13 protein-coding genes and 2 pseudogenes are annotated in these 17,214 nt (G+C 69.8%); 7 read left to right on the forward strand and 8 right to left on the reverse strand.

What is annotated here, in order from left to right:
- Window positions 1-209 precede the first annotated feature (209 nt).
- Both BM536_RS04980 and BM536_RS04985 read left to right on the forward strand, forming a co-directional pair.
- Window positions 210-992, forward strand: coding sequence for an AMP-binding protein (locus BM536_RS04980; RefSeq protein WP_094102577.1), 783 nt, complete (start codon window positions 210-212; stop codon window positions 990-992).
- Window positions 971-2,158 (forward strand): AMP-binding enzyme, encoded by a 1,188-nt coding sequence (locus BM536_RS04985; protein ID WP_158086491.1) that lies wholly within the window; start codon window positions 971-973, stop codon window positions 2,156-2,158. The genes BM536_RS04980 and BM536_RS04985 overlap by 22 nt, the downstream gene beginning before the upstream one ends.
- Here BM536_RS04985 and BM536_RS43850 read toward each other — a convergent pair.
- The 4 genes and pseudogenes from BM536_RS43850 to BM536_RS44250 form a co-directional block, all read right to left on the reverse strand.
- A complete protein-coding gene (locus BM536_RS43850; protein ID WP_094102579.1) occupies window positions 2,085-3,878 on the reverse strand; it encodes a GNAT family N-acetyltransferase in 1,794 nt (597 codons plus the stop codon). The genes BM536_RS04985 and BM536_RS43850 overlap by 74 nt on opposite strands.
- Before the next feature lie 182 nt (window positions 3,879-4,060).
- Window positions 4,061-4,794, reverse strand: a pseudogene (locus BM536_RS04995) (N-acetyltransferase).
- Window positions 4,795-5,190: 396 nt separating this feature from the next.
- Window positions 5,191-6,309, reverse strand: coding sequence for a PP2C family protein-serine/threonine phosphatase (locus BM536_RS05000; RefSeq protein WP_073491804.1), 1,119 nt, complete (start codon window positions 6,307-6,309; stop codon window positions 5,191-5,193).
- Between the two features lie 229 nt (window positions 6,310-6,538).
- Window positions 6,539-6,811, reverse strand: coding sequence for a hypothetical protein (locus BM536_RS44250; RefSeq protein ID WP_211362821.1), 273 nt, complete (start codon window positions 6,809-6,811; stop codon window positions 6,539-6,541).
- Window positions 6,812-7,036: 225 nt separating this feature from the next.
- Here BM536_RS44250 and BM536_RS42330 point away from each other — a divergent pair.
- Window positions 7,037-7,162 (forward strand): annotated as a pseudogene (locus BM536_RS42330) (hypothetical protein); the annotation flags it as partial.
- 144 nt (window positions 7,163-7,306) lie between these two features.
- On the opposite strand, the gene BM536_RS42335 reads toward BM536_RS42330, so the two are convergent.
- Window positions 7,307-7,597, reverse strand: coding sequence for a hypothetical protein (locus tag BM536_RS42335; RefSeq protein WP_245873281.1), 291 nt, complete (start codon window positions 7,595-7,597; stop codon window positions 7,307-7,309).
- A gap of 615 nt (window positions 7,598-8,212) precedes the next feature.
- Between BM536_RS42335 and BM536_RS05015 the strand changes: the two genes are divergently transcribed.
- Complete coding sequence (locus BM536_RS05015) at window positions 8,213-8,977, forward strand: hypothetical protein (RefSeq protein WP_073491803.1); 765 nt, start codon at window positions 8,213-8,215, stop codon at window positions 8,975-8,977.
- Between the two features lie 695 nt (window positions 8,978-9,672).
- On the opposite strand, the gene BM536_RS05020 is transcribed toward BM536_RS05015, so the two are convergent.
- On the reverse strand, window positions 9,673-11,790 hold the full coding sequence (locus tag BM536_RS05020; protein WP_245873263.1) for a trehalose-6-phosphate synthase: 2,118 nt from the start codon (window positions 11,788-11,790) through the stop codon (window positions 9,673-9,675).
- A 1,035-nt stretch (window positions 11,791-12,825) separates the two neighbouring features.
- Between BM536_RS05020 and BM536_RS40695 the strand changes: the two genes are divergently transcribed.
- The 3 genes from BM536_RS40695 (at window position 12,826) to BM536_RS05035 (ending at window position 14,853) form a co-directional block, all read left to right on the forward strand.
- On the forward strand, window positions 12,826-12,981 hold the full coding sequence (locus BM536_RS40695) for a hypothetical protein (protein ID WP_158086492.1): 156 nt from the start codon (window positions 12,826-12,828) through the stop codon (window positions 12,979-12,981).
- Window positions 12,982-13,020: 39 nt separating this feature from the next.
- The gene (locus BM536_RS05030) at window positions 13,021-13,488 is read left to right on the forward strand and encodes a hypothetical protein (RefSeq protein ID WP_073491800.1); all 468 of its coding nucleotides are present in this window, start codon (window positions 13,021-13,023) and stop codon (window positions 13,486-13,488) included.
- A 306-nt stretch (window positions 13,489-13,794) separates the two neighbouring features.
- Complete coding sequence (locus BM536_RS05035; protein ID WP_143650786.1) at window positions 13,795-14,853, forward strand: right-handed parallel beta-helix repeat-containing protein; 1,059 nt, start codon at window positions 13,795-13,797, stop codon at window positions 14,851-14,853.
- A gap of 300 nt (window positions 14,854-15,153) precedes the next feature.
- Here BM536_RS05035 and BM536_RS05040 read toward each other — a convergent pair whose 3' ends face one another.
- Both BM536_RS05040 and BM536_RS05045 read right to left on the reverse strand, forming a co-directional pair.
- On the reverse strand, window positions 15,154-15,828 hold the full coding sequence (locus tag BM536_RS05040) for a lytic polysaccharide monooxygenase auxiliary activity family 9 protein (protein ID WP_483883506.1): 675 nt from the start codon (window positions 15,826-15,828) through the stop codon (window positions 15,154-15,156).
- 698 nt (window positions 15,829-16,526) lie between these two features.
- Window positions 16,527-17,204 carry an acyl-CoA dehydrogenase family protein gene (locus tag BM536_RS05045; protein ID WP_073491797.1) on the reverse strand — a complete coding sequence of 226 codons (678 nt, stop codon included), beginning with the start codon at window positions 17,202-17,204 and terminating at the stop codon, window positions 16,527-16,529.
- Between the last annotated feature and the right edge of the window lie 10 nt (window positions 17,205-17,214).

Consider the following 17,214-nt stretch of genomic DNA (forward strand, 5'->3'; position numbering starts at 1 on the left):
GAATTCGCAGTGGAGTCCATCCGCCGCTGATGGCCGCTGCGTCTCCTACTTCGGCGGTCGCGATCCGCTCGACGTGGGGGACCCTGTTGATCTACTGGCAGGACTGATGACACGGCCTCGCTGTCGAGCCACCGCGTAGGCCGATCACCCTCGGCTCGGCCCGATCGTCGGCATACTGCTCCCAACAAGACTGCGGGCAAGGGGAACCGATGTCGGTGGAACAGGTGCCGGCCGCCGGACAGCAGGTGGACGAGCTGGTGGCGGGGTGGGCGGAGACGACGCCGTCGGCCGAGGCGATCGTTTGCGGTGTCGAGCGGATCACCTACGGGGAGCTGGGCCGTCTCGTGGAGACCGAGGCGGGCCGGCTGGGCTCGATGGGCCTGCCGCCGGGCGGGCTGGTCGGCGTCGCCCTGGACCGGCCCGTCGCCGCGCTGGCCGTCATGCTGGGCGTGCTCAGGGCCGGAGGCGCGTACCTGCCGCTCGATCCGGCCATGCCCAGGGCGGAGTTGCACCGCGTCCTCGGGGACGCCGATCCGTACGTCGTGCTGACCCGGGAGCTGTACCGGGTGGCCGCCGAGGACCGGCCGGACCGGCGGGTGGTGTGCGTGGACGCCGAAGCGGACCCCGCGGAGGAGACGGGCCGGGGCGCGCCGGCCGGCCGTGGCGCCGCCGCGTGTCTGCTCCTGACCGCCGGGACGACCGGCCCGGCCGGTCTCGTCCCGGTGAGCCACCAGGACCTGACCGCGGCCCGGAACGCGTGGCAGCAGGTCTACGGCTTCGACGCCCGGGACCGGCACGTGCACACCGCCCCGCCCGAGTCGGCGGAGTTCACGGCCGGGTGGGTGCGGGCGCTGGGCTCCGGCGGGGCCCTGATCCTCCCCGACGGCGACGAGCCCCACGACCCCGGCGCCCGTGCCACGGCTCTGGGCCGGCTCGTCGCGACGAAGAGGCGACGGTGCTGGCCTGCGGTGTGCCGACCGCGCGGCTGCTGACGGCACAGGGGCTGCCCGGCGAGCGGTTGGGCGGCTCGGGCCCGCCCGGCGGGACCCGGCTGCGCCTGGTGACCGTCACCGGGGACACCTGGTACCTCGACGAACAGCGGGCCCTCAAGGACGCGCTGGGCGACGCGGTGCGCGTGGTCAACGCCTACACCGTCACCGAGGCGTTCGGTGCCGGCACGTACTTCGAGCTGCCGGACGGTCGGCATCCGTCGGAGGACGGGCGGGAACCGGTCTCGCTGATCGGCGTCCCGCTGCCCGGGACCTACCTCACCGTCCGGGGCGACCGTCCCCGCTTTCGGGGGCCCATCGTCCTGAACGGCGTCCACACCGGCGACGACGGACGGCTGCGGGACGACGGCCTGCTGGAGTTCCTGGGCCGTCACGGCACCTACGCCGCCGCCGAGCGCGCGCTCCACGGCCATGCCGACGTGCGCGAGGGTCTGGTGACCGAGGTGGAGACCGAGCACTCGAAGGGCGTCAAGGTCGTGGCTTACGCGGTCGCCGCCGAGGGCCGCACCCTGGACGTGGTGGACGTCCACCGGCACGTGTGCCACGCCCTGCTCTCGGACGCGCAGCCGCACACGGTGGTGCCCGTGCCCTCGCTGCCGCGCACCCGGGCCGACAAGGTGGACCGTACGAACCTGCCCCTGCCTGTGGCGGTGGGCACGGCGCTCGGCCGTAAGGGCGGTGCCGGCGGCCACGCCGCGCCGGCCAGCGCGACGGGGTGCCTGGTGGCCGGCGCCCTGCTCCTCGTCGCGTTCTTCGCCCTGCTGGCCTGGTTGTTCACCGACCTCCTGTGGCCCTCCTCGACGGACGTTTCGGCGGTGCCCAGCCCCTACGCGGGCTACTTCCGGCTCCTTTACCTCTTCGAGAACGTGTCCTTCGGCGTCGGCATGGCCTTCCTGCTGATGGGACGTCCGGGCATGTCCCGGGCCGGACACCCAAGCTGGTTCACGACGCTGGCTCACCTGTCCGTGGTCTGGCTGCTGGTCGCCTGGTGGCCGCAGGACAACCTCTACCGGCTCGCCGCCAAGACGGACTGGGCGGAACAAACCTTCCTCGTCTACACCTTCAACGTGTCGCTCATGGTCGCCGCGGCCGTGGTCGCCGCGTTCGCCGCGGTGACGCCCAAGTGGCGGCGGAAGCTGGGCCGGTGAACATGCCGCCCAGTGCGCCGTTCCCGAACCGCACCAGGGCCTCGGCCTCGTCGAGCGCCTGACGCGACCGCGCGGCGAGGGCGACACCGACGTACGGCACGGGGTCGAGGCCCGCCGTGGGGATGGTGGGCAGCAGGGTCGCCCCCAGGGCTCGGCACCGGCGGGACAGCCCGTCGAGGTGCTGCAGCAGGGCGGGCGCGGGGAGACGCGCGCCCAGCGGGAGGCAGTCCAGGGTGCGGACCCAGTGGTGGCCGCCCCGCACGCGGTCGAGGCGGGCCTGGAGGACGAAGGCGACGGCGGGGCCGGTGAGGCGCAGGTTGATCTCGGTGGGGGCGGGCCGTCCGGCGGGGTCGGTGACGAAGTCGACGTCGTACCAGCCCCGGTAGCCCTCCGCCGCCAGGGCCTCACCTACCGCCGTGCCGAACGCCGTGGCGGTCGCCGCCAGGTCCGCGGGCAGGACGCCCGGGCCGACGGTGACCCCTTGGTAGGCGGTGCCGGTGACCTCCATCAGGCCGGTGCCGACGACGTGGACGGTCCCGTCCTCCGCGACCACGCCGTCGAACGTGGGGTTCCGGTACAGGTCGGCGCCCGGCACGTACTCCTCCACCAGCAGTCGCTCGCCGGAGAGCCGCCGGGCGGCGGCCCGGGCGCCGCCCGTCAGCACGGCCTCGGGAGTGAGCACGAAGGTGGCCGAACCGCCCACTCCGTACTCGCCCTTGACCACGCTCGTCCGCCCTGCCGAGGCGCGGGCCTTGAGCGTACGGGCCAGCCGGCGCCGGGAACGGACGGCTTCCTGGGCGGGCACCCGGACGTCCGGGTGAGCGGGGGCGAGCCGGCGGAAGAGTTCGTGCGAGGCGGCTTTGGACTCGTGGGCGAGGCGGATCGGCGGGCCCGAGGTCAGTCGCCGGGACACCTCCGTGCGGCCCCAGGCCAGCACCGGCAGACCGGCGCTCCGGATCCGCCGGGCCAGCGCCGGCCGGTCCAGGACCGCCTGAGAGAGGGCGCCGCCCGGGGCGTCCACGCAGTGCACCTCCACCTCGCTCCAGGCCAACTGCCGGACGAGACCGCGCATCCAGGCCGGTTCGACCGTGAGCGGGAGGACCACCAGCGCGGGGTGCGGGCCAGCGAAGGCCGCGAGGCAGGCGTAGTGCGGGGGGTTGTGCGAAGGCGCGGCGCCGGGGAACTGGGCGTGAAACTCCCCCACGTTGCCGAGGTGCACGGCCCGCCCGTCCCCGGTCCAGGCCCGCACCCAGGAGGGCTCGGCCCCGGCGGGCCATGCCTCCATCAGGACGAGCCCTCCCCTGGACGGGAGGGGATCGGCGCGCCGCGCGCCCACCGCGAGGTAGAACGGCTCGGCGTGCGGGTCGGCAGCGATGGTGACGGCGTCGCACCCTATCCGCCCGGCCTCCGCGAGCACATGCCGGTACAGGAGCCGGCCGACCCCGCGGCCGATGGACGGCGGATCGACGAAGAGCATGCCGAGCTCCGCACGGGGTGGTCCGCCGTCCAGGGTGGCCATCCCGAGTATCCGGCCGCCCGCCTCGGCGACCCGTACCCGGCGGTCCGCCATGTCCGCGGGCCTCAGCAGGAGTTCGTCCGCGCAGGCCGCGAGGTACGCGTCGTCGTAGCCCCAGTGCGCCTTGGAGCGCAGCGCCAGCGCGCTGAGCACGTCGGCTTCCTCCGGCCGTCCCGCCCGGATGCGTACCCCGTTGGTGGTCATGGGGGGATTGTTCCAGCGGACCTCGCGGGACACCGCGGTGGCACTTGCCGACGCGTCGGACGGCCTGGACGACCATGCCGCGCCGGGAGGCGGCGACCGGGGCCGTCGTCCTGGCGCACGGCGGGACGTCCATGGCGCGGATCACCACGGTGGGCCGCCGGTCCCGCAGCGGGGCAGGCAGGTCAGCCAAGCTCGTGCCGGACCCAGATGTTGGGCTCGACGTTCACCGCGTAGCCGCGCTCCGGTTCGCACTGCACCGGTACGAGCGCGCCCGGCACCGCGACCGGACCGGCCGTGTCGAACGGCAGGCCGGTCCAGGCGCGCCACTCCTCGGTGTCGGCGGCGACGGTCATCGACGCGGGCGCGACCTTCTCGATCACCCCGCCCGCGCGGACGTGCACCCGCAGCCACGGGGCAGCCGTCCCCCCACTTTGCGCATGTACGTGTCGATCGGTGTGTCCGGCTCCAGGTGCTTGCCGTTCGGCCGCAGCGGAGCGACCAGTTCGCCGAAGCCGCGGCGGCGCGGGTTGTCCTGCATCGCGGCGAGCATCCGGCCGGAGAGCCCCTGTCCGAGGCGGCTCGGGGTGATGGTGATCTCGATGGCGCTCACGGTGTCGGGCTCCCGGCCGTGCCGCAGGTCGGAGAACGCCCACAGCAGGAGCGAGTCCCACCCACGGGCCAGCAGCTCACGCCGGCTGTCGACGCCGAGGGCGAACGGGACGCCAAACCCGTTCCCCACGACCTCGCCCGTGTCGTCGTCGGTCGCGACCAGCACGTACTCCGGCAGTTCGGCGGTGATCCGGCCCACGCTGGACCACCCCACTGGGTCGTGCACATGAACCCGGTCATGTGGATTTCCCGGGGTCGGCTGGGGGACGAGCGGTCGGAGCGGGCCGGGGCGGCCGTCGTCGGCCACCGCGGTCGGCGCGGGGTCGAGGCGGCCGAACGGCTCCCGACGTCTGTTGTCGTCTCCGTGCGCCCCCTTGCCAACCCGATCTCACGCAGTAGCTGATCGGCCTCGTTGACCACCTCCAAGTTCTCGTCGAACAGTCCAGTACCGGGTGTCCGATGGCAGCACCACACGGAATGCCCGCACTTGCATGTATGCCTCCATGGCTCGATCGCAAAGATCTGCCGCAGAGCCACGCCCCCTGAGACCCGTTGCCGTAGCCCCAACGAGAGGAGCCATGCGACGTCAACCAGCGACCTGCGAACCTCCAGAGAACCTGGTCGTACCTGGCTGTGGTGAGGTAACGCAGCCAGGTCACCGAGACGGCCCGGGACGCCACCACGGCATACCGGGCCGCGGCTGTCAGGATGGGCGCGGCATCCGCTCGATCGCCACCATGGCGGCGTCATCGCCCAGCTGGCCGCCGACGTGCCGCATCAGGTCCTTGCGCAGGTGGGCCAGCAGAGCGTCGGGGCCTTTGATGGCCTTGTCTGCCTCGTCAGCCACCCGTTCCGCAAGCGGGTAGAACGTGCCGTCCTTGTTGCGGGCCTCGATGACACCGTCCGTGTACAGAAGGGCGATGTCGCCGTACTCAAAGGCGAACGCCTCCGCGGACAGGTCGATCTCGACGAACTCGGTGAGCCCCAGAGGCGGGGCCGGGTGGCGCACTTCGAGGAGGCTGACGTGGCCGCGACGCAGCAGCAGGGGCGGGGGGTGCCCGCAGTTGATCAGATGAAGCATCGGTTCGTCGTCCGGGATGTCCATCACGGCCGCGGTGATGAATGCCTCGCCGCGATCCTCGGTCGCGTCTTTGGGCGCCGCGGGGTCGTCCAGGTCCGAGGAGACGGTTCCCTCCAGGAAGTTGACCAGCGCGGACAGATCGGCCTGCCTGTGTGCCGCGCCCCGGAACGCGCCGAGAAGGAGGGCGGCGTCCCCGACAGCCTCCAGACCCTTGCCCCTGACATCGCCGATGACGATCCGGGTTCCCTGCTCCGTGCGGGCGGCGGCATACAGGTCGCCGCCGATCTCCGCCTCGGTTTCGGCGGCCAGGTACACCGAGGCGATACGCAACGGACCGATCCGCTGGGGTAGCGGCTTCAGCACCACCTCCTGTGCGGCCGTCGCCACCGAGCGCAACTGGGTCAGCTCCCTTTCATGGCGCTCTCGCCGGGCGGCAAACGAGGTCACGAACGCCGACATCAAGATCAAAGTGATCAGCTGGAAGCTGTGATTCAGGTCAACGATGCTGGTGCGCACCTCTGCGACCACGGCCTGGGCCAGGACGGCGAGCGCGCCGACGCAGGCGGTCGTCCGAGGGCCGGCGAACGAGGCTGTGACAGCGGGTGCGGCGACCAGGAACGGCCCGAGGTGGACGCTGGGCGGGGCCAGGATGTCGACCACCGTGACAATCACGATCAGCGCGATGGGTACCGCCAGCAGCACATGACGTGGCTGCCCTGATGAAGGATGACCAGGAACCATATGTTCTGGATACACCGCATCGTGCCTCCGGCGCCTGCGCCATGGCCGTTCACACGTGATCGCCAGGCCGTCCCCAGGACTTGCCCGGTCGATCAATGTGACTGCATCCGGTTCGAATCCGCCCCTGAGCAGCAAAGGGGCAACCGAGCCTTGGCCGGCTCGCGATCTCGGTACCCCTCGTGGGCGCAGGCGGCAATGCGGGCGGTCAGGGGGCAGCCTGGAGCCCTTTTCAGTCCACCGGATGCCCCGGGTCGATGAAGAGGGCGTCGGGGAGCCGTAGCCGTGGCCGGTCGGCGGAGTCCTTGTGCTCACCGCACTGCACGGGGTCCAGGACGAAGCCGACGTGGTCGCCCGCGTCGGTCCGCTGATCGATCCTTCCGACGAACCATGTCGCTGTAGGCGGTGCCGAGGATCTCGTCCCGGCCGCTGCTGTGCACGGGACTCTCCGGCCGCCCGAGTGGGTGGGCCGGTGCACGACCATCGGCGCGCTGGTCACGCCCACCCTGGAACCCTACCGAACGCCCTCAGCGTCACCGCTCAGGAGGCGCCGCCGAGCGGCCGGTCCACAAGCTTGCGGAAGAAGCCCGTGACCCACGGACGTGCGCGCTCGCGGTCGGCCCACGTGACAGTGCCCACGCACTCCCCCCACGATGTCGTCCACTCCCGGCCGTGGACTCCACTCAGTGAAGTGGATGCCGGCCCCGTCGGTTGCGCACCACAGCATCGGGTGCGCGGCATTGGAGCTGCACGGCATGAAAGTTTCAACCTCTTCTACCGCTTCGCCACCTCGGCCCGGGGCCTGGGCTTCGCCAGCGAGGCCGCAGCGACGGTCACTGCCTGGGCATCCCGCCGCGTTCCCGACCTCCCGCTGATCGCCCGCGTCCGGCCGGCCAACATCGCCTCGCAACGCGTGGGCAGTGCGCGCTGGCCTGAGCCGAGCAGAGCACCTCGACGAAAGCGGATACGACGGCCTCGAGTTTCGCAGACACGTCAGCGCTCACCCGGAAAGGTCACGCATCACAGCAGCCGCCATCGCGACGATCACCGTGATCACCGCCACACCGACCATCACGGCCCGCCCCTCCCACCACACCAGCGGCCATCTCCCGCGCCCACACACGACCACATCGCTCCCATCCCCGGACGCGGGCGGCAACTGGTCCTCTTCCAGCAGGGCCGAAGAGCGCTCCGCGACGCCATCACGAACATCCACGCAGCGCTCAACGAATGATTGAGCCCTCATCCGCAAGATGGCACCCGAACGGCCCAACGGTTTCGCGCTGGGCATACGGTGTTCCCCCGTTCGGCCCACTCTGGACCAGAAGCCTCTGCCGCTGCGTTCCCGTGACGAGCCGGCTGACCGGCCCAGGCGTGTCACCTGACATTGCGCAAGGTCACGCAAGAAGCCTGACCCGCACCTCGCCGCTCGCCCTGTCGACCTGTCGACCTGTCGACCTGCGCGGAATGACCGGCTTGCGTCAAGATCGCCAGCAGCGCCGACCGCAGAGCAGCACGAATGCCCTCGAGCAGTCCCTTCTGCCTAACCCGAGAACCTCACCGACAGGGCCACGCGACCGAACCAGTACTCTCTGTCACTCTCTCTGTCACATTGCGCGATGTGGTCCGCACGACCCCGCTCCTCCGGCGCGGGGTCACCACGCACGAGCGACATGGCCACTGGCGCCGTGAAGTGGTTCAACATCGCAGGACCAGGGCCGCACACCACGGCCCACACCGACCCGGGCACCGGCGCGGGGCACCGTACATCCGCCCCAGACACGACGAAAGTGGCCGGATCGGCGGCCTTTCGGGGCCAGGTCATGGCCGGGTACGCCTGGGCATCGAACTCCGCCCGAATGTCCGCCGATCGCCCTGGAGGCGCGCCCTGATGAATTCAGTCGGCATGACCAGCTTCGAGGGCGTCTACGCCCTCCCCGACCCCCGTGGGTACTTTGCCGCCCTCGCGGCGTACGCCTACCAGACCCCCGGCCACGCCCAGCCGGCCTTCCGCGCGCTCGCCGCCGACCTCGGGCCGGGTCGGCGCACGGTCCTCGACGTGTGCTGCTCCTACGGAATCAACGCCGCCCTCCTCAACCACGACGTCACCCTCGACGAGCTCTTCGCGCATTACACCTCGGCCGGGGTGGCCGAACTGACCACCGCTGAACTCGTCGGCCTCGACCGTGACTTCTACTCAGCCCGCCGCCGTCCCAACGCCGTACGTACCATCGGCATCGATGTGTCAGGGCCGGCCCTGGAATACGCGGTGGCCGTCGGGCTCCTCGACGAGGGGCACTGCATGGATCTGGAATGCAATGAACCGACGGAAAGGCTGCGCCGCTCGCTCACCGGGACGGGCCTGATCACGATCACCGGCGGCACGAGCTTCTTGACCGAGCGCACCTTTGCCCGACTGTTCAGCGCCATCGGCCACCCCGTGCCGGTGGCAGCCTTCGTCCTGCGTACTCACGACTACGGGGCGATCTCCGCCTGCCTGCACTCGTACGGCCTCACCGTGCATCGGGACGCCGGCACCCACCGGCAGCGGCGCTTCACCGACCCCCAGGAGCAGCAGCGGGCAGTGGCCACCGTCGCCGCCCTGGGAGAGGACCCGGCGGGGAAGGAGTCGGCGGGCTACTTCCACACCCGACTGCACCTGGCCCGCTGAAACCAGAGGTGCTGCGGCAGAGGGCATGGACACGATGCAGGGCCCGGGACGTACAGGACGCCGCGGCGACGGCGGCCAGGCTGCATGGGCCGCCGGGAGCCGGTACTGCCCCGATGCGGCCGGTCAGAGGGGTGACGAATGGACAGCCGTGGGAGCGCTGATCACCCCGGCCCCGACAGCCGTGGCAAGCCGAAACCCGCACTGCCGAGGAGGGCGGTGCGGGTTGGATGCGGATGAGTGAAACTACGCCAAGTTGTCCATCTGAAAAAGCTGCTTGGGCCCGTTGTCGTGGCGGGTAGAGCTCCCGCTGCCGGCCCCGATGGTCGCCGTGTGCCGGACCCTACTCGGTCGGGTGGAGGTGCCGGGAGGGAAGAACCTCGCACTGCGCTGACCAGCCGAGGTCGGGCCGCGTGCGGTGCGGGCGGGAGGCGGGTCGGCCTCATGGTCAGGTCCGTGGGGTCGCCCCGGCTCGGTCGGCGCACACGGTCGCTTCGGCGGCGAGGCCGGCCGCTGCTCAGGACGGGGAAGGCGACGCGGACGCGGTCGGCCACGTCCTCCTGGAGCAGCGAGTAGGCGCAAAGCGTGGCGACGTCGAACCTCTCCGGAGCGCGCCCCTATCCCTCCCAGTCCAATCCGGCGCTGACGTCGCTTGGGGAAAAGCGGTTGATGCAGCGGCGGACTTGGCCGCCGAGGCGTCAGGTGTTCGTGTCAGGGTGGGGCGATGCTCGCTGTCCCCACGGGACGCCCCTTGAGCGTGTACTTGTCCGCGGGGCAGCGCTGGCGCGGATGGCGGAGATGACTGTGCGCGCCCAGTCGGTGGGGTTGGGGTTGTCCAGCAGGGCCGCCAGACGGGTGACGTGTGCGGCACGTTCGATCTCTGGCATGGTCAGCGCGGCACGCAGGGTATCCACCAGGTCGTGCGGATGCAGGGGGTCGGTCAGCAGGGCCGCGGTGCCCAAGCACTGGGCGATTCCCGCGTGGCGGGAGAGAACCAGGACACCGGGGCGGCGGGTAGCGTGGCGGGTGGTGATGTATTCCTGGGCTGTGAGGTTCATGCCGTCGGCGAGCGAGGCCACCCAGAACACGTCAGCTGCGAGGTAGTGGTCGACGACTTCGGGGAAGTCGAGGCTGCGGGGGATGTATTCGACAGGCTTCCAGTCTTTCGTACTCCATCGGCGGTTGATGCGGGCAATGGCGTTCTCAAGTGCGGTGCGGGTTGTGTCGTAGGCGTGGATGCCGGGTTCAGGCGGGGGGCAGATCAAGCGGTAGCGGATCTGTTGCCGGAGTGCGGGCTCAGTGGTGAGGAGGGTGTCCAGCGCGCGGATCTTGTGGACGGGGGCCTTGGCGTAGTCGAGGCGTTCCACGGAGAGCACCAGTTGGGGTCCGTCGTCCTGGCGGTGTGGCAGGGCCGCAGCCCGGGCGCGGGCGAGGTGGGTGACGGCGCGGCGGTCGATGCCCAGGGGGTGCACGCCGATGTGCGGGCCAGGCACCGCTGTGCCGGCGAGGAGCCGGCGGAAATTGTCGGCGCAGTCGGGAGTGTGGAAGCCGGCCCAGTCCAGGCGGGCGAGGGAGTCGCGCAGCTGGTCAGCCGCCGGGATGCGCTGGAAGACGTCGGGGTGGGGGAAGGGGGTGTGGTGGAAGAGCCCGATGGTCAGGTCGGGGCGGTCGGCCTTGAGGAGGGCGGGTACGAGCCAGAGGTTGTAGTCGTGGAGCCAGACCGTGGCGCCCTGTCTCGCGAGGGAGGCGATGTGGCGGGCGAAATCGGCGTTGACGGCCTCGTAGTCGGCCCAGTGCGCGGGCTGGTGCCGGATGAGGCCGAGTTGGGACATCAGGGCCGGCCAGAGAGTCTCTTTGCACGTGTGGTGAAAGTAGCCGGCCCACCGGTCGGGTGGCAGCGGTAGGAGGGAGAGGGCCGGGCCGGCGGCTGGCCGGGGCGGCGGCGGTACTTCGCCGATGTGGGCGGCGGCCCACACGGCGCCCAGGTGCTTGTCGGTCAGGGCTGCTTGCAGGGTCGGCAGGATGCCGTTGGGACTGGAGGGTGCCTGCCAGGCGCCGTCGGCCCAGCGTACGGGTGGACGGTGATAGCCGATCACCACCGAGCGTCTCGTATGCCAGCCGAGGCGCTCCAGTCCTTCGAGCACGGCGGCTGCGCCGGCCAGGGCCGAGTGGTGGACGCGGGCATCAGCTGGGGCCTGCTTGATCAGGGCAGGTTCCGCGTTGGCTACCACGACCGCGTGCGTGCCCAGGCGGAACAGCGAGAGGTCGTTGAGGGAGTCTCCGGCCGCGAGCATCGCCTGGTGGGGCCAGCGGAGCGTACGGGCGAGCAGGCGCAGCGCAGTTCCCTTGTCCGCCCCGGGCGGCAGGACGTCGAAGTACTGATCGGAGGCGTAGGACCAGGAGCATCCCAGCGCTCCCACTGCCCTGATCAACTCATCAGACAGGTCTTCGGGGGCCAGGTAGAACGAGCAGCGGCCTTCCTGGGCTACGTGCTCCTGGTAGCGCAGGTAGGGGAATCGATCCAGTGCGGCCCGGACCCGCGCGGCACCGGGCCATCCGGCGCGCAGCCGCGCCTCCAGGGCGTGGTCGTGCGCCATGCGCTCGGCATCGACGACGCTGGAGCCGACGTCAGCGATGATCCAGCGCGGACGCGGCAGCAGTGAGTCCTCGCGAAGAAGGGATTGCACGGAAGTAAGGCTGCGGCCGGTTGCGAAGACGATGGTGATGTCCGGTTCCCGGTTCAAGACATCAAGGAGCTGCTGCCGGTCGTGCGGGCTTCCGCCCAGCAGGGTGTCGTCCAGATCGGCGACCAGCACCTTGGAGACAGTCGCCCCCTTCCCGCAGGCACTCACCACGCGGGGTCATGGGTCACCGGATCCCCCACGCCCGCCCCGTCGTAGGCACCAGTCTCCGGGGGTTTGAGCGGGGGGCTCTGTAAGGACCGGATCGCCTTACCAAGCCGAACCGTAGGGGCGTCGTCGCTCTCCAGCAACCGGGTCACCAACTCCCCGGACACCTGGTGCGCGGAAGCCAGCAACTCGTCGATGACAGGACTGGTCTGGGACACGGCATCTCCCCAAGTCGCGGCGGCGGGATCAAGCCCGGCTTTCAGGATCAGCCCGAACGGCGGAGCACGCACGTCGAGCACCGGAGCAGCCGAAACGGCGGGTGGGCGGGCACACGGCAGACGCCCGGTGCCTCGCACCGGCCATCTGTCTGACGAACCGTCCGGCATCGATGACGCAGACCCATGCTGTTGTCCGGAGTCCACGCGCCCTCTGCCCAGCAGGTGCGAGGACGACGAACGCCTCCCGCATCGCGCGGTGCAGGGCCAGGCGGTCGCCGGGTGGGCGCGCTCCGGGTGGTGCAGCAGGACAGGTCCAGCCGCCCGCGCCCGAGCTGCTCGCGGTTGCAGCGTGGTCACGTACGGAGATCCCCGCGTGCCGCGTACGCGGAGCTGCTGTCCTGGTCACGGGTGCAGACGCAGGGTGGGAGCCAGACCCCTTCCGATGTGTGCCGGCTGGACGATCTGATGCTGGGGTACGGGATCGGCAGTGCCCGTTCGTCGGCTCATGCGCACAAGCGCCCGTCCCCTATACCTGTGATGCAGCGAGCAACTGCAGCGCGCGCTGCGCGTCGTCGTAGGCGACGATGAGAACGCGTCGCTGGTTTCCCCGCTGGCGCCTGTGCTCGCTCCCACCCTGATTCAAGCGCACACCCCCCAGCCTCAATTCTCTCATCCGCTCCCGCAGGGGGCGTGCCCCGGCCGGGCAGAGGGCCTCAAGGCAGATCCGCTCCGGCGGCTTCTGAACCACCACACGCCACCGCCGAGCACGAGGACGACCGCACCGATGCCCAGAGGCACGGCGACAGGCATGCACGTCAACGCCATCGATGACCAACCCTGGTTCGAGGCACGCACGTTCAGCCCGGCCGCGTGGGCCACCCAAGGCAGTGCCAGCGTCCTGCACACCTACCCGCACTGGACCGGCGCGATCAAGCGCTAAGGGCCCGACGGCACCGGCGTCCTGCACCTGGGCGCGTACATGGCCGAGCTCGCCGAGGCCTTCTCCCCCGTCCGCGGGCGGCCGAAGTGGCTTCAGGAGTTCGGCGCCTCCCCAGTGGAACGGCCGGCCGAGTCGATCCCACAACGCTTCCTTCGTCCGCAACACCCCCTCCTCGGGCGGCATGTGGGGCTGCACATGGTGGGGATCCACGACATCGACCGCCGTTTCACCGGCTTCGTCGAGTACCAGTTCGACCTGGGCCTGCTCACCGTCGACAACGAGATCAAGGCGACGGGAGCCCGGCTCCAGGAGCTGATCAAGGAACTGCGCAACGCACCGGTCCGGCCCGCCACCCGCTCCGTGGCACTGGTCCTGCCGGACTCCCCGGAGCTGGGGCTCCACGTCGCCGACCGCTTCTTCGCCCTCGTGGACGACGGGGTCCGGCCCGCGCTGGTCACGAGTGAGAGGGCCGACGACGCGGCGCAGCTGTGCCCACGGCATCACTGAACTCGCGCACTTCTGACGAGCCTCGGCGAACGTCACCTCAAGGCCCCGGCATCCGGGCGGAGCAGCCCACGGCCGCCGTACTTCCGTGAGATGGACCGGACCTCCGTGTTTCCCGTTATCTGAGGATCCAGGAAGTTCCGACGTGCCCACAGGATGACCGGGCAACCGAAGAGCGGTTCCATCTGGGTGTTCGGCGAACAGCCATCAGGTTCGCCGTGTACCTCCGGTTTCACCTCCCCCAAGATCTCGAAAAACCTGTGCGCGTCCCTGGTTCCCCCTTGCCCGAAACAAGCGGATGGAGTACCCGTGCGCCTCAACCGGACCCTGATCGCGACCTCTTCGACGCTGCTCGCCTTGGTGGGCGCCATCTCTCCAGCGCATACCGCACCGGACAGGGAAGACACGGGCACGGACTACTTCGTCAGCGGTACGGGATCCGATGGCAACGACGGCACGTCACCGCAGAGCCCCTTCCGCACCATTCAGGCAGCGGCAGACCGTACGACACAAGTGCCCAGGAGCCGGCATTGCCGCGATGTTCGGCGACCACTTCACCATCGAGAACTTCCTCGTGCACTCCAATTCCTGGTATGCATCCTGGGCAACAGTGGGATTTTCATTCTGTCGCCGGTGGACGTGGACAACGAGACCGGCTACAAGAACTGCATTCGAAACAACGTCACCTACGACGACGAGAACAAGATCGAGTGGTGGGAGTGCGACTGCATCTCGGACGGCAACGGCATCATCGTCGACAGCACTCTGCACGCGCAGGAGGAAAACGGCGAGCCCTACCGGGGCCGGACCCTCGTCGCCAACAACATCTCGTACAACAACGGCGGGACGGGAATCCACGCCTACAGCAGCAGCCATGTCGACATCGTGAACAACACCGCGTACCTCAACTCACGCAGCCCGGGAGATCAACAACCCCAATTTCGGGGCATGGCCAGCGAGGACGTGCGGGTGCTCAACAACATCTCCGTGGCCCGTCCCGGAAAAGCCACCAACAGCATGTACGGGAACACCGACGTACGGTACGACTACAACACCTACTACGGTGGGACGGAGCCCGAGGTGCTCGGGCGCCACGACGTCCTCGGCGACCCCGGACTTCGTCGGCCCGGCATCGACCCGGCGTCGGCAGATTTTCAGCTGCTGGCCGACTTCACGGCGATCGACAGCGGAAAGAAGTTCCCCGCGGTGCGCCGGGACCACTCCGGTGTGTTTCTCCTCTGGCCGACGCTGCGCGGAATCTATCTGAGTTTCACCATTCGTCTCCAACGTCGTCGCCGGCATCGTCTGGCTGTGGGTCAGCATCTGCGATGCCGCCAAGCCAACTACGGTTCTGTCGTCGGCTCGTGATGCGTTCGCCCGAGGAGCACCGCGTCCAGGCGCTCCACCCGCACCCGGAGCTCGGCAGCGGCCCTTGGCGGAGGCATGTACAGAACCTCTTGCAGCTTGTCCCTGGCCCAGCCGTCGCCTCAACAAGGGCAGGTGAACTCAGCCTCCCACAACCCGAGACCGACCGGACTGGCCCCAGGAGCGCAGGAAGCCCTGTCGGGGCAGGGTGACCGAATACGCCCCCTGCCCGGCGGAACTCCGTCGGCCGGGCGGCGGGTTACCGGCGCGGCGCGGCCGGTGCCGTGTGCGGCACTCTCCGGCTCAGCCGAAGTTCACGTCGCTGCACCACATGTAGGCCTGGTCGAGGTGCGAGGCCTGCCAGATCACGAACACGATGTGGTGTCCGGTGTAGCCGGAGGTCTGAACGGGGAACGTGATGTTTTGCGCCGGGGCGAAGCGGCCGGTCTGCGTGATGAAGTCGAGGTTGCCCCAGCCCAGGGTCTGGGTCTTGGGGTCGAAGCCCTGTTTGCTCACGTAGACCTTGAAGTAGTCGGCACCGTGGGACGCCTGGTCGTACAGGTGGACCGAGAAGTTGTTGCCGACGGTGGTGGTCTTCCACTGCCCGGGCTTGTCCAGGCTGGCGTTCCTCGAGAGGTTGTTGCTGCAGAGCGTCCCGTCGGGGGTCCGCGCCTGGAACTGGCCACCGAGGCCGTCGCGGAGCGCGCTCATCCAGTTCCACATAGTGTCGGGGTTGGCCTGGAAGGCCTGCCAACACATGGGGTCTTGGGTTTGCATGGCCGGGTTCGTGTGGTTGCTGCCCCACGTCTTCCAGCACTGGTAGGCGCGGGTGGCGGGGCCGATGACGGTGCCGTGAGCCTGGGCGGGGGTCGACCAGGTCAGTGCGCCGGCAACCACGGCGAACAGCATGACGAGCGCTTGGAGAGGCCGGCGGGGGGTCGACCGAGAATGCCCGGTTAAGGGACTCTGATTGCGCATGTGGGGGGAACTCCTTCCAGTTGCGAAGCAGTCATGGGAGCGCTCCCAACGGTAGGGCTTCTGCATTAAATGTCAATGAAATAGACGGAGTTGATCACAGGGTGATGTGCGAGAACACTACGGTGGACCGTCAGCCTGGCCATGGAGAAGAGGCCTGCCGATCAAGCCCGTGTTCCACGTTCGCTGACACCGCTGTTCCGGCCAGGGCTCCCCAGCGGTGAGCGGGCGGCTGGGCTGCGGCTCGGCCAGCGCCACACCGCCGCCCGCCACCTCGCCACCTCGCCACCCTCACACGCATCCCACTCCCCCACATGACGCGTCATCCTCGCCCGCGCACTCGCCCCCCCGACCGGCCACACCGCGACACCGGCAAGGCCCTCAACCTCATCGCCCACCGACTCGGACTGCCCCGCCCTCCCCTCAACGCGAAACGATCCCCTCCAGGCCTTCCTCACCCACACAGCCCACTGACCAGCACCACTCGACCCGAGCACGGCCAGGCCGCGCCCCATCCATCGCCCGACCGGGACACCGGCTTGCTTCTGGACTTCGAGCAGCGGCGTACGGGCCAGGCGCCGACCGTCACCGACAACCGTCTCGCGCAGGTAGTACCGGTACATCTGACCGGCCCGGATCACCCTGATATCCACTGTCATGCAGACCACGCCACACGGCTCTGACCTGCAACAAAATCCCGATCAGCGGCACGTCCCGCCAGGCGGGAGCAACGGCCGAACGCGAGTGGTTGCCCGGGCGACTTCGAACGCTTGCTGCCCGGCCTGAGCGGCGATGGATGGCAGGAACGGTAGGACCGCTGCCGTCACTGTCACTCCGGAGAAGGCAGCCAGAGCGGTCATGATCTCGACGTTCCCAATGTGTACGTGAATCCGGTCGCCTGCATTGAAGACGGCATGCCCACCGAGTGCACGCCACTCTGGGCGGATTGCGGCGGCGTCGCTGCCGGCGTCCGGTTCGCTGGCGCACGGGGCGGCGACGGCCAGGTCGCCGGGGGTGCCGAAGAAGGCGGGCAGCCAGGTGTCGATCTGCTTCTTGGTGGCGGCGCCGAACAGGGCCGCAGCGGGAAGCAAGGTGCCCAGCAGGGCCTGGCCCATGCCGCCGTCACCCCAGAAGATCTCCTCGGCGACCCCAGGCTGCAACAGCCCGGTGGGGTCGGCGATCATCTGCAGCGCGAACTCCGGGGTGTACAGGCCGACGTTGGCGGCTTCCTCGATCACCGCCCAGGGCATCTCCTCCCGCTCGTCGTACTCGGCGGCCACCGGGCGTACGTACTTCTCGGCAAAGCCGTGGGCCCACTCACGGGCCTCGGCAATCTCGGGCGGCAGGTCGAAGAGGGAAGGCGTCTTCGTAGTGGCCATAGGAAAGCTC

This window comes from Streptomyces phaeoluteigriseus, assembly GCF_001896135.2.
In the GTDB taxonomy this organism is placed as follows: Bacteria; Actinomycetota; Actinomycetes; order Streptomycetales; family Streptomycetaceae; genus Streptomyces; species Streptomyces phaeoluteigriseus.

What these genes read in the sequence shown, in the direction of transcription:
- BM536_RS04980 (WP_094102577.1), top strand. Translation starts at nt 210, where the DNA reads ATGTCGGTGGAACAGGTGCCGGCCGCCGGACAGCAGGTGGACGAGCTG.
- BM536_RS43850 (WP_094102579.1), bottom strand. Translation starts at nt 3,878, where the DNA reads ATGACCACCAACGGGGTACGCATCCGGGCGGGACGGCCGGAGGAAGCC.
- BM536_RS05000 (WP_073491804.1), bottom strand. Translation starts at nt 6,309, where the DNA reads ATGGTTCCTGGTCATCCTTCATCAGGGCAGCCACGTCATGTGCTGCTG.
- BM536_RS42335 (WP_245873281.1), bottom strand. Translation starts at nt 7,597, where the DNA reads ATGCCCAGCGCGAAACCGTTGGGCCGTTCGGGTGCCATCTTGCGGATG.
- BM536_RS05015 (WP_073491803.1), top strand. Translation starts at nt 8,213, where the DNA reads ATGACCAGCTTCGAGGGCGTCTACGCCCTCCCCGACCCCCGTGGGTAC.
- BM536_RS40695 (WP_158086492.1), top strand. Translation starts at nt 12,826, where the DNA reads ATGCCCAGAGGCACGGCGACAGGCATGCACGTCAACGCCATCGATGAC.
- BM536_RS05030 (WP_073491800.1), top strand. Translation starts at nt 13,021, where the DNA reads ATGGCCGAGCTCGCCGAGGCCTTCTCCCCCGTCCGCGGGCGGCCGAAG.
- BM536_RS05040 (WP_483883506.1), bottom strand. Translation starts at nt 15,828, where the DNA reads ATGCGCAATCAGAGTCCCTTAACCGGGCATTCTCGGTCGACCCCCCGC.
- BM536_RS05045 (WP_073491797.1), bottom strand. Translation starts at nt 17,204, where the DNA reads ATGGCCACTACGAAGACGCCTTCCCTCTTCGACCTGCCGCCCGAGATT.